The following is a 15860-nucleotide window of genomic DNA, read 5'->3' on the forward strand; positions in this document are numbered from 1 at the left end:
TTTTGTGTCACAGACGCATTATGTGAAGTGGTTCATACTTTTAGGGATGAGAGACGATAGAAGGACGCTTTAAACCCATGAGAAAGGTAAAGTTATGGTTAGGATCAAATATTGTAGTAGCCATTTACTGCATGATTTTGATTAGCAAGTAGCATAAAGCACATACTTACTATTCCTTTGTAACGAAAGGAAGATTTCAAATCGGATCTTGAACCCTTATAAAAGACGTAAAGAATACTATGTGGATACCTTCGAAACTGACTCGACCAGCACGCCTTCATAACGCAATTCTTCGTTCTCGATTGCTGGAAAGCCTCGATCAAGCGCCTTATTATCGCCTTGTTCTTTTTCGTTCGCCTGCCGGTTACGGTAAAACAACAATGGCCGCGCAGTGGTTGAATAAACACTCACATACTGGATGGTTTAACGTTGATGAAAGTGATAACGATACCTTTAGGTTTGCAAACTACTTACTGCAATCCATTAATAAAGCAACAAACAATGCCTGCTTAAAAACCCAAGCAATGGCAGAACGCCGCCAATTTGCGTGTTTAACAACGCTATTCAGTGAATTATTTGGTGAATTATCAGATTATAGTGAACAAACGTATTTAGTTCTTGATGATTACCATGTGATCAATAATGAAGAGATCCATGAAGGTATGCGCTTTTTCCTCAAGCACATGCCAGATTGCGTCACATTAGTGGTTACCAGCCGTACTCAACCGCCACTCGGCACTGCAAATTTACGAGTACGCGATTTATTGATTGAAGTAGATAACCATTTACTGGCTTTCGATCAAGAAGAAACCGAGCGCTTCTTTCACAAGCGAGTCTCTTCAGAGGTTGAAACAACAGTACTCAATTCTCTGCGAGAACAAGTCGAAGGTTGGCCATCAGCTTTACAACTTATCGCCCTGCATGCCCAACAAAAGCCCAATAACCTAGCGGAATCTGCCCTTTCAATGGCAAATTTTAACCGCGGGCATTTGTGGGACTATCTAGCAGAAGAAGTCTTTGACCAATTAGATCGTGAAACCCAGCAATTTCTATTACAGTGTTCAGTATTAGATATTTTCAATGCTGAATTAGTATCTGACTTAACGGGTCGTAGTGACGCACTCTCTATGTTGGAATCACTCAACCGTTTTGGTTTATTCTTGAATACACTTGAAGGGGCTGATAACTGGTATCGCTTCCATAACCTTTTCGCAGAATTTTTACGCCACCAGCGCTACTCTCAAATACCACAACAACGAACAGAGTTACACAACAACGCTGCAAAAGCATGGCTAAAACAAAATAGTCCACAACAAGCTTTAATGCATGCAATGAAAAGTAAAAATGAAGATCTCACCATAGAGATCCTAACTGATTACGGCTGGAATATGTACCATCACGGAGAATTAAAACTCTTAGAAGACTCCGTATCGACACTCAGCACTGAGAAACTATTCAGCGCACCACGCCTTACCCTATTACGCGCTTGGTTGGCACAAAGTCAGCACCGCTATGATGATGTTGGTGAGTTAATCGCTGAATCTGAGGAAGAAATGAAACAACGAAATTTGGTGTTAGACGATGGATTACAAGGTGAGTTTAATGCGCTTCGTGCTCAAGTTGCCATTAACCAAAGTAAACCATTAGATGCATTAGAGTTATCTGAACAAGCATTAGGACAGTTGCCTTCAACTACATACCGCAGTCGTATCGTTGCCACCTCTGTTGTGGGTGAAGTACACCACTGTTTAGGTAATCTCAGCCGTGCACTACCTATGATGCAGCAAACAGAAAAAATGGCACGTCAGTACCATGTATATCATCAAGCCCTGTGGGCTCTATTACAACAAAGTGAAATTCTTGTTGCTCAAGGTTATGTTCAAGCTGCATTTGAATTACTCGACCAAGCCTATCGCTTAGTAAAAGAACAACATCTACAACAAGTTCCTCTTCATGAATTTCTGTTACGCCTACGCGCTCAGATTTTATGGTGCTGGAACCGACTCGATGAAGCAGAAGAATGCGCGCATAAGAGCTTAGAAGTACTCGCTCCCTTTGATGACACCAAATCATTACATGCTTACTCAATGTTGGCGCGTATTGCACTTAGTCGTGGTGAGATAGATAAAGCAGCACGTTATTTAGAATTGTGTAACAGCTTAATGGAACGCGCTGATTATCATATTGACTGGCGTGCAAACACCGATTTGTCTAATCTTTTTTACTGGCAGGTAAAAGGTGAAAAAGACAATATCGCGAACTGGTTGCATCAAGCTGAACGTCCTGATAGCGCTTGTAACCACTTCCAGCAATTACAATGGCGAAACATCGCCCGTGCGAGCATCATTTTAGAAGAATATCATCAAGCAGAAGAGATCTTCACTATGCTTGAGGATAATTGTAAAGCGCACAACTTAATAACGGATAGTAATCGTAACCTTGTTATACAATCGATTTTGTGTAAAAAACAAGGCCAACGTAAAATTGCTTTAGAGCACCTAAAACAAGCATTAATTCTGACGAACAGTACTGGCATGATCGGTAACTTTCTGTGTGATGCAAATGAAATTTGCGATTTACTGCAAGAATTAGTTGATACAAAGCAGCTAAATGAATTAGAGCTTCACCGAGTACAGCAACTTCTTCGTGAAATGACCAGCAAAGAACGTAACCGTTCAGTACACTTTGATGAAAACTTTGTCGAAAAGCTTCTAAACCTGCCGGATGTACCAGAGCTGATTCGTACAAGCCCACTGACTCAACGTGAATGGCAAGTGCTTGGCTTAATTTACGCCGGTTTTAGCAACGAACAAATTGCATCTGAACTCGATGTTGCTTCTACAACGATCAAAACACATATTCGTAACTTGTATCAGAAATTGAATATTGCAAATCGCCAGCAAGCAATAGATACAGCAGAAAATTTACTTAAACTAATGGGCTTTTAAAGGAAAACTACACGACAAAGCCCATTCAGCGAGTGTTTGTAAGCATGATCTTTCATACACTCGCTTATTAGCCGGTTAAGGATAACCAATGACTGAATGGACGAAAGATCGCATCTGGTACTTCGATATGCCGCTTAAAGTAAATGGCATACCTGTGGGCAGTCGTATGACTGTGATCAGGCTAGAAAATGATAAACTTCTGATTCATTCTCCGATTCAACTTACCACTCAATTGCAATTAGAGTTAACGAAATTAGGGCAAATTCAAATAATCGTCACACCCAACATGAATCATCATTTGTTTTTATCAGAATGGTGGCTTGCCTACCCTGAAGCATATTTTTTCACCCCACCAGGCTTACAACAAAAAAGAACTGATTTAGCATTCGATGATGCATTAGGCGCAAAAACACCTGAGTTATGGCGAAATCAATTGCTCCAAACTATTGTTCGTGGCAGTGATACGATGGAAGAGATCGTATTCTGTGATCCACAATCTAAAACATTAATCGTTGGCGATACATTAGCGTGGCTACACAATACCCACAACCCACTCACACTGGCGCTAGCCTTCATTAATGGATGCTATTACCGCCCAGCTATGCCTTTATATTGGCGATTATCATTCAAAGATAAGGCCCGCTTACGCCAATCTATTCAAGAAATTCTTACATGGCCTTTCGATCGTATAATCTTATCTCACGGATTAGTTATTCCAGAAAATGGTAAAAAAGTATTCTCTGATGCATTTCGATGGGTACTTCAAGGCCAATAACTAGAACCACACAGCCTTATAGTTCTAATTATTGATATTTGCATTAACGAAAACATGTAGCTTACTCGCATAACAGCATGTTCAGCACCTTCCAACAAAAAAACACCGTGCAAATAATTATTGCACAATGTTTTTTATAAGGGTAATATCCTCATCGTTGAAAACATAAGAACAACATTAAGTAATTAATATGTTGTCATAAATATAATTAGGATTTTAAAATGAATAAATTCATGCTGCTTCCCCTTGCAACTCTTTTAGCAACAACTTTTACTGCACAAGCGGAAACTACTGAAACAACACAGCAAAACCTGACACAAAATTTCAGCTACGTTTCAGGTGGTTTACAGGTTTCTACTTACAATCATGACCTTATTTCATCAGCATCAGCATCCACTATGACTACCAGCAAAACAGACAATACTGCTGGTATGTATCTTCGTGGTAGCTGGAACTTCACTGACAACTTCTTTGTAGAAACGCGTGGTGACGCAACAGTTAAAGATGATCTTACTATCTCTAACAGCGTATTAGGCTTAGGTTACTTCCACCCAATCAATAACGACTTAACCGTATACGGTTTAGCGGGTTACTCTCGTACAGAAGTAGAATTAGAAGTCTTTAATTTCTCAAATACTTCAGTAACGGGTCGCGTTGATGACTCTGGTATTACAGGTGAAGTTGGTGCACGTTACCAGCTAATGAGCAAGTGGACTGTTGAGCCAGCTGTTCGTATGGCTAATTACGACAAGACAATGTACGAAGTTCGCCTTGGTAACAACATTAAAGTGTCTGATCACATGAGCATTGAAGCAAACCTAATGCACCGTGATTACAACGAACTAAAAGAAATGAGCTACCAGCTAGGTGCTCGCTACAGCTTCTAATACAGAACCTGTCACTTTCTTTAAAAACGGCTTAACATCTTGGTGTTAAGCCGTTTTTGTTTTTTCAAATTGAATCAATCCATTTGTATGATGTAAGTCAATTTAGTGCTTATCCTCTAGGCGTATATTTAACACCACAAGGAATGGGTGAAGATAAATCATCACCTATAATTATGTATTATGATTACAGGAGTATTATAAATGGACGCTTCCAAAGTATATTTTCGCGACTTTCTTGGGTTGATCCTCGTCATTCTCTCGGTTCTCGCACTACTAGGCGCTATTTTCGATGTTCTTGCCGTATTAAATTACGTATCTGATGAAAAAGCACGGGCTTCAGTCTACCTCCATGAATCGCTACCGTTATTAATCTGTATATTGCCAACATTCATTATTGCTAAAATCATTAATCGACCATCGTGGATTATTGGCAGTGAAGACTACCGCCTAATGATGGCAAAAAAAATGCATTAGATACCGTTCTACCTAGTACATTTAAAATGAAGAAATAAGAAGTGGGCAATGTAAGTATGAAAATATTGAATACTTCAAATACACATCCCATCGTGTTAATTCGAGGGTTATTACGCGAACAGCGACATTGGGGCGATTTTCTAAATCAACTCAATACGCAATTCCCTAAACGTCAAATAATCTGTGTCGATTTAGCTGGCAATGGAAAGCGTCATAAACTGCAATCACCCAAAAGTATTCCAGCAATGGTGCAAGATTTACGTATTCAATTACGCCTAAAACTTACTACTGATACCCCCGTTGATTTGATTGCTCTTTCAATGGGGGGGATGATTGCAATTAGCTGGATGACGCTTTTTCCTGCTGAAATACGCTCTGCCATTTTAATGAATACCAGCGTACGACCACTGTCTCCGTTTTATCAACGCTTGAACTGGCGACAATACCTAACCACTGTTCGTATGCTATTAAGCCAATCAGAACAACAAGAAACGTTAATATTCAACATGACATCGAACCAACCAATACAAGCTAAAGTCATTGAAAATTGGACCCAATGGAAAAAAGAGTGCCCTATAACAGCACAAAACGTATTCAACCAGTTACTTGCATCTTCCATGTTCTGTTTTACTGAAAAACCCAAGCAACCAGTCATGTTGCTTGGGTCATCAAACGATCGGCTAGTAAGCCATCAGTGCAGTGAGTCACTCGCTAAACATACTGAGTGGCCGCTAATTAACCACACTACAGCAGGACACGACCTAACATTGGATGAACCAGAATGGGTGGCTAAACAAGTTGCCGCGTTTTATTCGCAATTACTTTAACCGCCAAAACCAACTTGCTCAATATTTAACATCTCAACTGAACCGTATTTACTCACAAACGGTTGAAGTTCTGCAGCTTGGCCTATCATCACAAATTGTAAGTTTTCATTCGGGAAATATTGGTTAACTAGGCTTTGTGTTTCATCAAGCGTCAGAGAATCAACCTGACTTTCAAAGTTGTTAATATAACTTTCGTTTATACCATAAACATACATATCACCTAATATATCAGCCAGTTGCTCCGACGTTTCATAACGTGGTGGAAACTGACCTTTCAAATAGGCTTTTGCTGAATCAAGTGTTTCTTGATCGATACCTTCCCCCCATAAGCGTTCATACGTTTCTATAGCTAAATCAACCGCTTGCTCTGTTGTTGATGTTTGGGTAAACGAGTTAATTGAAAATAAACCCGATTGAGACCAAGCACTAAAACCAGAGCCTGCTCCGTAAGTTAATCCTGAATTTACTCGCAATTCATCGTTAAGCCATGATGTAAAACGCCCACCTAAAATGGTATTAACTAATTGAATGCCAATATAATCGGGATTGTCTTTCGCTATACCTACCCCACCAAAAATAAACGTAGTTTCAGTTGCGTTGGCTTTATTAACCACCAGCACTCGGCTCTTATCCATTACTGGCACGGCATAATTTAAATCAAGCTGAGGTACAGGCTGTGTATTATTCCAATCTTCGAACAAGGCTTCTAATTCAAGCTTCATCACGTTGGAATTGAAATCGCCTACCACGGTAATGGCAGTATTGACTGGCTGGTAATAAGAATTATGGAACGTGGCTAATTGTTTAGGAGTAATAGTCGCGATTGACTGTTGATCACCATCTACAGGGTTGGCATATGCATGTTTATCAAACACAAACTTTGAGTAATAACCCCGAATAACCTTGTTAGGGCTTTCTTTTTGCTGTGCCAGTAACTCTACATTCTGTTTTTGAAATTTAGCAAATTCTTTCGCATTAAAAGTCGGTTCAGTCAGTACCGATTTAATCACATCAAACATGACATCCGCATCTTTTGTGAGAAAGTCAGCATTGATATAGCTCGATTCTTTATTCGATCCCGCTTCAAAGCCTGCACCGATATTATCGGTAACTTGCTCTAACTGCACTTTATTGTATTTCTTAGAACCTAATAACAAGCCTTCCGCTGTCATTGAAGCTAAACCAGAAATAGGATCATTCACTGAACCAGCTTTAACAATGGCTTTTACAGTAATAACAGGAATATCATGCTTTTCTAGTAAATAAACTGTCATACCATTTGCAAGTACTGCTTTCTTGTATTCGGGAAAAGAAAACTGCCCTTTTTTCACCGCGCTACCCTTCTTTTCAACAATTAGTAAGCTATTGCCTCTGGCTCCAGCTAAACGTTCGGTATCTGTTTTATCTTCAAAACCCAAAATTTGTGGTGTTGGCTTTACACCACTTACACTAACCACGCTTGAAGCCTTATCATCATTCAATTTTGCTGAAGAATCCATTATTACGCCTACCTTTCCCGCGGTGTTACTTGCCTCTGAATCTATATTCGGTGTTATCGAATCAGATGCTGTTTTACTAAAAATCGCAGATTTCTGGTTAGTAACCGCAATCGTCTGCTCCATTGTTGCTTCATTGCCTGGAGCTTGCATATTGGTATTATTAACGCTTGGTGGCATGGTACAGGCGACAAGTGCCAAGCTAAAAGCGACTAAAATCGGTAATTTCATCGTCATTAGTTTCACTCCTCTACTGTTCAGCGGCATCTAACACACCAACAGTGCGGTTAGATTGTCGAAAGTAAATATGGGCAACACGTTTGATGTCCTCTATTGTCACTTTTTCGAATTCATCAGGGGCATCAAACAGGGCTTTATAACTACCAAAATATAATTCATACGTACCAATCGTATTTGATTTTCCATCAATAGTTTCAAGTTCACGATAGAAATCCATTAGTTTCATATTTTTTGCTTTAGTGAGTTCTTGTTCAGTCACGCCTTTTTTAATCACATCATCTAACTGCGTAATAAAGGCTTTTTCTAGTTCAGCCGAACTTGTATCTTCGCTCGCTACCAAATAGAAATAAAACAAATTCGGATCAATCGACATTGGCATATGAGTATCAGCTGAAATCGCTAACCCTTTATCGACAATATTACGCTCTAGCCGTGAACTTCCTCCCCAACCTAAAATGGTTTCGAGTAAAGATAATGCGTAATAATCTTGGTGTGTGGTTTGCGGCACATGATACGCCAACATCATATTTGGCGTGGTAACCGAGCTTTTTTGAACGTAAACACGGCGTTCGCCTTTTTGTTCTGGCTCTATTGCCGTTACTTTACGAGGCTCGGGCTGAGAAGGAATTGGAGCAAAATATTCTTCTGCCAGTGTTTTAATTTCATCGAATTCAACCGCCCCCGTAATCACCACAAAGGCATTATTCGGCGCGTAATACGTTTTATGATATTCAACTAAATCATCCAACTTCCAATTTAAAATATCAGATTCATGGCCAATAACAGACCAGCTATAAGGATGAACTCGGAATGCAGCCGCTTTAACCTCTTCATTTAGCACCCGCCAATTTGAATTTTCTAAACCTGTTCGACGTTCAGACATCACAACATCGCGTTCGCTTTCTAGCATTTCTTCATTGATATCTAAATGAGCAATACGATCAGCTTCTAAATCAAAAATTTTCTCGACCGAACTTGAAGGGAACCAATTGGTGTATACCGTGGTATTTTCAGTGGTATAAGCATTGTTTGCACCACCAGCAGATTCCATGACACGATCAAACATTTTCGGACCGTATTTTTTTGCCCCATTAAACATCATATGTTCAAAAAAATGGGACAACCCCGTAATGCCAAGTGCTTCGTTTCGTGAACCAACTTTCCAGAATAAATACATATTAGCATTGGGGATTGTGTAATCTTCTACCACTAATACTTTCATTCCATTTTCTAGGGTAAGGGTTTTTACATCTTCTACTTTCATTGCTTGTGCGACTCCCGTCATGCCAAGGCAAAGGGCGATCGCTAAGAGCAAACGCTTCATATCGACTCCTTGATACTAGAATGAACAACTCTACATATTGCCGTATTTTTATACGATCGTTTTAATTTATTGAACTTGTGCCACTCAATAAACATAGTGAAAATAGACACATCTCGCTAACTATTAAGTAAAAATCTTCACGAAGAACGACACGAGCTGGTTTTGTCAGCACGTTTAAAGCAAGGTTACAACGTGACACTATCATTAGTAAAAGTGTCACGTAACAACTGTATCATCGCTCGGGTTTTCTCTGGTAAATATTCCCGTGAAGGATAAATTAATGTGAGCTTAATTTCAGGAAAACGTTCGCCAGATAATACATTAACTAGCTCACCCGCAGTGACGGCTTCACGAACCAATATTGTCGGCAATAACGCGATACCATGAGCTGATTTCGCCATGTGGTGTATTAAACGTAAATCATCAGAACACAATCGAATCATTAAGCCATCAGCCAATGCGGTCGAATTATACCTGCTAACTAAAATGCGGTGGTCCATTAAATTCGCAAGATCTTTCGGTGCACCATGTGTAGCAATATAATCGGGTGAAGCCACTAAGCAGCAAGGAAATGGCAATAAGGTTTGCTGAACATAATCTTCATTAATAACCTTCAGAATATTAGGCAATAACTGTAGATCGATATTATCTCGCTTTAAGTCGATACTTTCTTGGCAGTGCTGTATTTCTAGTAATACATTAGGAAAACAGACTGCATATTTATCAATCAGCTCAGCAAACATGCTAGAGGTAATTAACGCCGCAGGCACCGCTATTCGCAATACCCCTTGTAACTCTTTTTGTCGGTTTTCAAGCAAGTTTACCGCTTGATTAGCCATTGTTAGAGGCTGATTCACTTGCTCGTACAGTAAACGTCCATTTTCTGTTAACTCGATATGCCGAGTGGTTCGAATTAACAGTTGACTGCCAAGCGCCTTTTCTAATTCTTGTAACCTTCGGCTTACTTTTGAACGTTGTAACGAATATGCCTTGGCAGCAGCACTTATTCCGCCATGCCTTACTGTTAAAACAAACAGATAAAGATCATCCATACTTACTTTCATTGTCTCACTAATAGGTCGCAAATGTTGTATTTGTCATTCTATTTAATCTAATCAACAATTTCTATAATAGAACCTTATTTATCGACATTTGGACATTCCATGCAAACTGCTGAATTAAAATTTCGCCGTTGGATGCAAAGCCTCATCATTCTTTTTATTCTTTTCGCCGGCTACATAGTAGTTGCAGATAGGCATGCCCCTTTAACAACAGAGAGCCGTGTTCAAGGCTATGTCATTCAGATAGCACCAGAAGTCACAGGTACTGTTACTGATGTACAAGTGAGCAATAACCAAGCTGTAAAAAAAGGGACACCTCTTTTTAGTATTGATACAAGTCGATATACCTTAGCGGTAAAAAAAGCAGAAGTCGCACTTAAACAGGCTCATGAACAAGAAAGTGCTTTGTACGCAAAAGTGAGCTCAGGTAAGGCAAAAGTGGCGACAACTCAGGCGTCTTATAATAATGCGCGTAGTGAGTATCAGCGTGTTAAGAAATTAGCACGACAAAAGCTAGTATCAGCATCAATGCTAGATAACGCGTTAGCAAATAACAGTGTAGCTTTATCTAACCTTCATGCCGCACAACAAGACTTACTTTCATTACAAGTGCAACTAGGCATAACTCCCGGAGAAAGTAGTATGGTTCACGCTGCTGAAAACGCCCTAGAGCAAGCGAATCTCGACTTATCACACACCCAAGTTAATGCGCCTAGTGATGGCATTATTACCAACTTACAGCTTGAAGTCGGCAGCACAGCAAGTACTAATATGCCATTATTGACATTCATTCCAACCAATTCGTTATGGGTAACGGCTGATTTTCGAGAAAAAGCCATTGCACTAATGAATGAGCATTCAACTGCCTTAGTGACTTTTGATGCATTTCCCGGCGAAACATTCGCATTCAACATTCAAAGCCGTGATTTTGGTGTAGCCGCCGCACAGCAAAGTCCTAATGGTAAATTAACGGCTGTTGAAACAAATAACAGATGGGTACGAGATGCCCAACGGGTTCGTGTGAATTTATCAACAGATGAACCTTTACCTAAACAACTATTTGTAGGCTCACGAGCCACTGTTGTTATTTACCCTAGCAGTAACCCTATCTGGGCATTATTGGCCAAAATACAAGTTTCGCTAGTCGGCATGTTGCATTACATCTACTAAATCATCGCTATTAACGTGAGTAATCGATAATGAAAACAATGCGCATATGGTTCGGTTGTGTCGCGGGATTAGCTGTAACATTATTGTTTGGTTGGTCTTACGGCTTGTTTGCCGCATTATTACCCCTATTTGTTCTAACACAAATTGACCAATGGAACTCAGGCATATTAATTCAATTAGTGTTGGGGATTGTTTGGGTAAGCATACAGGTCACTTTTATTGTGGGGTTCTTCCAGCCTTATCCCGTATTGATGACGCTAGCTGTTGGCATTCTATTAATGGCCAAATGCATTGCGATGACCCATAAAAGTAGTTACTTATTTGGCTATACAGGGCTATTGATTGGCTCGATTCTACTCAATTTCGGTAGCTTCAACAGTTTTGATATTGAAGAATTCGTAATGGGGCTATGGGCTTCTGCCCTTGTTACCGCGCCTATCGTGGCGATGGCATTGTATTTATTTCCTGAAAAATCATCATCAACGTTGGTTGGTATTTCGTCTGCAGATTCCATAGAAAAAGAGAACGCGAATACCTCAAATAAAGAGGCTTGCACTTCAACAGCAAGTGAGAGAAAAATACATATCAGTAACCAACGTAAAGATGACATTGGTAGAGTACGCCAAGCAGCATTAGGATGGATTGTGGCGATGGCTGCATTCATCTTATTCCAAGTTGCTGATTTAAGTGATTCATTATCGGCACAAGCATCCATATTCATCGTTTTAACCCCTATGACTTTAATTGGTTCTTTAGGGGCTGCAAAAATCCGTATTATTGGCACCTTTTTAGGCTGTTTAGCCGGCATGATGGTGCAGTTGGGTTTATATACACTTTCTAATAACGGAGTATTATTTTTGATGGCGTACGCAATCGCAGCAGGTATATTCTGTAAGTGGTTAGCATCGGGTACCATTAAAGCCAGTATTGGCTTTTCTGCAATGTCTGCTTTAACTGTGCCTTTAACAACATCGTTTGTGCCTGAGCAGCAAGACGCTTTTTTTTCAATCTGTTACCGGTTCAGCTCTATATTTGTTGCAGTTATAGGCACGTCACTTGCTATCTGGATAGGACACCATCTGTTGGTTCGTCTTATCCAATTTAAAGAGCCTCAATGTAACTAATCTAATCGCTATTCCCCTAGCTAAAACCGTCTTATATACCCTTAAATAACGTCAATAAGGGCTTGATGAACGAAATATGAATCAAGCCCTCACCTTTTATTCAGCCCTTCTCTTTCATAATCAACTCCATACATACTAAGGAGAAAAATTATGAACGCTATAAGTATTGTTGTTATTACCCTAAATGAAGAAAAACGTATTGGTCGCCTTTTGGATGATCTTAGTAAACAAACTCACCAAGACTTTGAAGTGCTTGTGGTTGATTCAAACAGTACCGATAACACATGTGACGTTGCAAAGGGCTTTGCTAAGGCCTTACCTGCACTTACTGTTCATCGAATGGACAATAAAGGTACAAGCCTAGGTCGAAATACTGGTGCTAGCCTTGCAAAGCACGAGCGACTTTTATTTCTTGATGCCGATGTGCGTCTTTCACCAACATTTCTAACCGATGCATTGCACAAACTCGATAAGAATAAATTAGAAGTCGCTGGCGTGTACATGGGTGCAGACGATCTATCACTGAGCTATCGTCTTGGCTACGGCATATTCAATGCAGGTCTATTTGCTACATCATTCTTCTTCCCTACGTCTGTAGGTGCATGTTTGTTTTCTACCAAACGGGTACACAACGAGATTGACGGGTTTGATGAAAGTATCACGCTATGTGAAGACTGTGATTATGTAAAACGTGCAGCAAAAACCTGGCGCTACCGCATGTTGCCCGTCACGTTTACTTTCGATCCACGCCGCCTTGAACAAGAAGGCTTCATCAAAATGGGCTTAACCTATTTAAAAGCGAACGTACGCCGTTTATTTTTTGGAGAAATGCGTAATCAAGAAATGGAATACAAGTTCGATAACTACAACGAAAAGACGGGGGCAGAACAACAGCAACAGCAACAGCAACAGCAACAGCAACCGACTAAAACGCCAGATCCTGAACAAGCACAACCTCAAACAACTCAACCAAATCACTAAGGCGTAAAAATGGAATTTTCATGGTGGTGGTTCTTTGGTGGAAGTTTTCTAGACGCATTAATTGGTCCTAACCTCTTCTTTCCCGGAGAACCCTTCCTATTAGCGGCTGGATATTCGCTTCATAATGGTTTCATTTCAGGAGTGATTTTTGTTCTCTTAGGTGGCTTTCTAGGCGACCAGATTAGCTATTGTATTGGTCGGTATCTGGGGTATAACGGAAGACGCTGGCTAACACGCAAAATGCCTAAAACACGCCGCCCCTTTGCTAAAGCCAAACTCGCGCTTAATAAACGAGGGCCACTAGTAGTTGCTGTCGCGCGGCTACTTGGTCCTGTTGCTTGGATCATGCCTTTTCTTGCAGGAAGCTACGCAATGTCATGGACTGTCTTTACGCTTTATTCATTCATTGGGTTGTTACTGGGTGTCGGTCAGTTCGTCATTCTTGGCTATATGCTTGCGGCGGGTATCAATTTATTGCCCGACATTACACCAATCACCCTGTTTTTATCTGAACACAGTTTACTGATTATATCAGTCACTATTGCCACTGTTTGTAGCGCATTTTTTTATCGAAAAAAACATAAAAGTAGATGGCTTGGCATTGCAGCATGTTGGATTGTTGTTTTATGTGGCATGAACTACGTACACTTTTTTATCAGTGATGTGTATGCATACGAATCCCCCATCTTAAAAAACAACGAGTATTCTGGAACGTTCGACAGCTTGAAACTAAATAAAACAACGAACCTACAAACCACAGCCGATTTAAGCACCTTGGAATATAAAACATATCCGGGTTTAGCACCAGTCTACCAAGCGCAACCCATTAATGTTGTTTTAATTGGCAATAAGCCAAATACCTTGATGAAAGAGTTAGGTTGGATTGAGAATAAAACATTCTCACGAGACAATGTCTCAATGAAAAAATACTTATCTTTGATGGCGCAAGATTTACCACCCATTTCTGATTTATACTGGAACCAACAACCACAGTGGTCAGCTTATCAACAGACAGGCAACCTGCTACAACGAAACCATATTCGATGGTGGTATGCCGGCTCATTAGCAACAACAGGTGAACAAATATGGCTCGGTGCAATCAGCTACGACAACCATTTAAAAATTGCTCACTATAAAGGGATTATTACCGTGTTACATGCCATCGATCCGGATGTTGATGTTGAACGAGATAGTCTCGCTCAACATGCACAAAATAAAGGCTGGCAGGTTTCTTTTAAGCACTTTGCAAGCCCCGCTGCTTTTTCAAAAAGCAGCCACTATTTCAGTGATGGACAGGTCGCTGTGATTACCTCGATATAATTCAATTAATGTAATTGAAATCGCAAGTATCAGCCTATTTTAATAACAGGTTAGCTACGAGGCTTTGCAAACACCTGAGTCCAATAAATACCATACTGCGTCGATGAGTTAGTCACAAACGATGCGCCCATCTGCGTGAAGTTTGCACTCATGATATTTAAACAGTGACCAGGGCTCTCAATCCATGATTTCATAACCGCATCGACATCTTTCTGCCCTGCTGCGATGTTTTCACCAACAGAGCTCCATGTATAACCTTGAGCCGTAACACGCGTACTAACGCTTGAGCCATCTGAACCGGTATGGCTGAAAAAGTCATAATTTGCCATATCATTTGAATGCGTATAAGCCGCTTGCTCTAATTGCGTATCCCACGTTAATGCAGGTACTGGTGGCATAATTGTGCCACCACAATCTTGTTGTGTCGCACGAGCTGCGTTTACTGCTGTTAGCATTTCATCTTGGAAGCCTGTATCGGGTGCTGGTTGAGGGGGTGAGCCACCGCCATCTTCTGGGTCTGTACCACCATCATTACCACTATCAGGAACAGTACTTCCACCGCTATCAGGTACAGTGCTGTCACCACCAGTATTGGAGTTTCCGCCAGATGAAACTTGACCGCTATCAGAACCGCCAGAACCGCCAGAACCACAACCAGCTAACGTGAATGTAGATATAAGTAATAATGATATTAATCGCATGAGTACTTCCAATATATTTGTAATAATCTTGGTATTTCAATAGATAAATTAAACAGTGCTATTAATGAGTTTAATTAGAACCTAATGATTAAATAAATATAGGCTATTTTCCTATCAACCTAAGAATCGCTCAAATAATATACTTCTTTTTTATCCAACAATTCAATCCCAGCACCCACTTAAACTAAAATTCTGACAAAGCTCTGACAGAAAACACACTAATAAAAACGTAAGCCACTGTATTTCAATAAAAAAGTATACAAAAAGAAAAAACAAAAAATAACGATAAAAATATGAATTAATAAATTAAATATAATAGTGATGCAGATAATAAAATTTCCACATTTAAACAAACCTCACAAAACAACAAGATAAAAAATAACAATAAAAAAACCACATAAACAAAAAGCAATAAAACAAAATAGGCAATTACGTTTTAAAATGGGAAAACAATTAAATCTCAAAAATAACTTATCGTCTCAAAACTGATACAAGCTGTTGATGGTACTCACTTTAAAAATCACATAGGAAA

Annotated in this window: 13 protein-coding genes; 9 read left to right on the forward strand and 4 right to left on the reverse strand. The window is 39.9% G+C overall.

What is annotated here, in order from left to right:
• The first annotated feature begins 239 nt into the window (after positions 1–239).
• The 5 genes from malT (at position 240) to C9J48_RS26825 (ending at position 5911) form a co-directional block, all read left to right on the forward strand.
• Complete coding sequence (gene malT / locus C9J48_RS26805; RefSeq protein ID WP_006230099.1) at positions 240–2948, forward strand: HTH-type transcriptional regulator MalT; 2709 nt, start codon at positions 240–242, stop codon at positions 2946–2948.
• 88 nt (positions 2949–3036) lie between these two features.
• Positions 3037–3723: a DUF4336 domain-containing protein gene (locus tag C9J48_RS26810; protein ID WP_006230100.1), complete on the forward strand. Its 687-nt coding sequence runs from the start codon at positions 3037–3039 to the stop codon at positions 3721–3723.
• Positions 3724–3944: 221 nt separating this feature from the next.
• Entirely contained in the window at positions 3945–4610 is a 666-nt protein-coding gene (locus tag C9J48_RS26815; protein WP_006230101.1) for an outer membrane beta-barrel protein, read from the forward strand.
• Positions 4611–4811: 201 nt separating this feature from the next.
• Positions 4812–5084 (forward strand): hypothetical protein, encoded by a 273-nt coding sequence (locus C9J48_RS26820; protein WP_006230102.1) that lies wholly within the window; start codon positions 4812–4814, stop codon positions 5082–5084.
• Positions 5085–5140: 56 nt separating this feature from the next.
• Entirely contained in the window at positions 5141–5911 is a 771-nt protein-coding gene (locus tag C9J48_RS26825) for an alpha/beta fold hydrolase (protein WP_006230103.1), read from the forward strand.
• Here the strand turns inward: C9J48_RS26825 and C9J48_RS26830 are convergent.
• The 3 genes from C9J48_RS26830 to C9J48_RS26840 all read right to left on the reverse strand — a co-directional run bounded on the left by C9J48_RS26830 (position 5908) and on the right by C9J48_RS26840 (position 10035).
• Positions 5908–7644 carry a M16 family metallopeptidase gene (locus C9J48_RS26830; RefSeq protein ID WP_006230104.1) on the reverse strand — a complete coding sequence of 579 codons (1737 nt, stop codon included), beginning with the start codon at positions 7642–7644 and terminating at the stop codon, positions 5908–5910. The two genes, C9J48_RS26825 and C9J48_RS26830, sit on opposite strands and share 4 nt — an antisense overlap.
• 13 nt (positions 7645–7657) lie before the next feature.
• A complete protein-coding gene (locus C9J48_RS26835) occupies positions 7658–8971 on the reverse strand; it encodes a M16 family metallopeptidase (protein WP_006230105.1) in 1314 nt (437 codons plus the stop codon).
• Positions 8972–9156: 185 nt separating this feature from the next.
• A complete protein-coding gene (locus tag C9J48_RS26840) occupies positions 9157–10035 on the reverse strand; it encodes a LysR family transcriptional regulator (RefSeq protein WP_036802725.1) in 879 nt (292 codons plus the stop codon).
• Between the two features lie 99 nt (positions 10036–10134).
• Here C9J48_RS26840 and C9J48_RS26845 point away from each other — a divergent pair, with 99 nt between their 5' ends.
• From C9J48_RS26845 to C9J48_RS26860, 4 genes are all read left to right on the forward strand, one after another.
• Positions 10135–11202, forward strand: coding sequence for an HlyD family secretion protein (locus C9J48_RS26845; protein WP_006230107.1), 1068 nt, complete (start codon positions 10135–10137; stop codon positions 11200–11202).
• 29 nt (positions 11203–11231) lie between these two features.
• Entirely contained in the window at positions 11232–12326 is a 1095-nt protein-coding gene (locus C9J48_RS26850; protein WP_006230108.1) for a DUF2955 domain-containing protein, read from the forward strand.
• 150 nt (positions 12327–12476) lie between these two features.
• A complete protein-coding gene (locus tag C9J48_RS26855; protein ID WP_006230109.1) occupies positions 12477–13307 on the forward strand; it encodes a glycosyltransferase family 2 protein in 831 nt (276 codons plus the stop codon).
• Positions 13308–13316: 9 nt separating this feature from the next.
• Positions 13317–14627, forward strand: coding sequence for an LssY C-terminal domain-containing protein (locus C9J48_RS26860; protein ID WP_006230110.1), 1311 nt, complete (start codon positions 13317–13319; stop codon positions 14625–14627).
• Positions 14628–14677: 50 nt separating this feature from the next.
• Here C9J48_RS26860 and C9J48_RS26865 read toward each other — a convergent pair whose 3' ends face one another.
• Entirely contained in the window at positions 14678–15328 is a 651-nt protein-coding gene (locus C9J48_RS26865; RefSeq protein WP_006230111.1) for a CAP domain-containing protein, read from the reverse strand.
• Positions 15329–15860: the final 532 nt, after the last annotated feature.

Origin of the sequence: Photobacterium profundum (assembly GCF_003026285.1) — a bacterium.
GTDB lineage: Bacteria > Pseudomonadota > Gammaproteobacteria > Enterobacterales > Vibrionaceae > Photobacterium > Photobacterium profundum.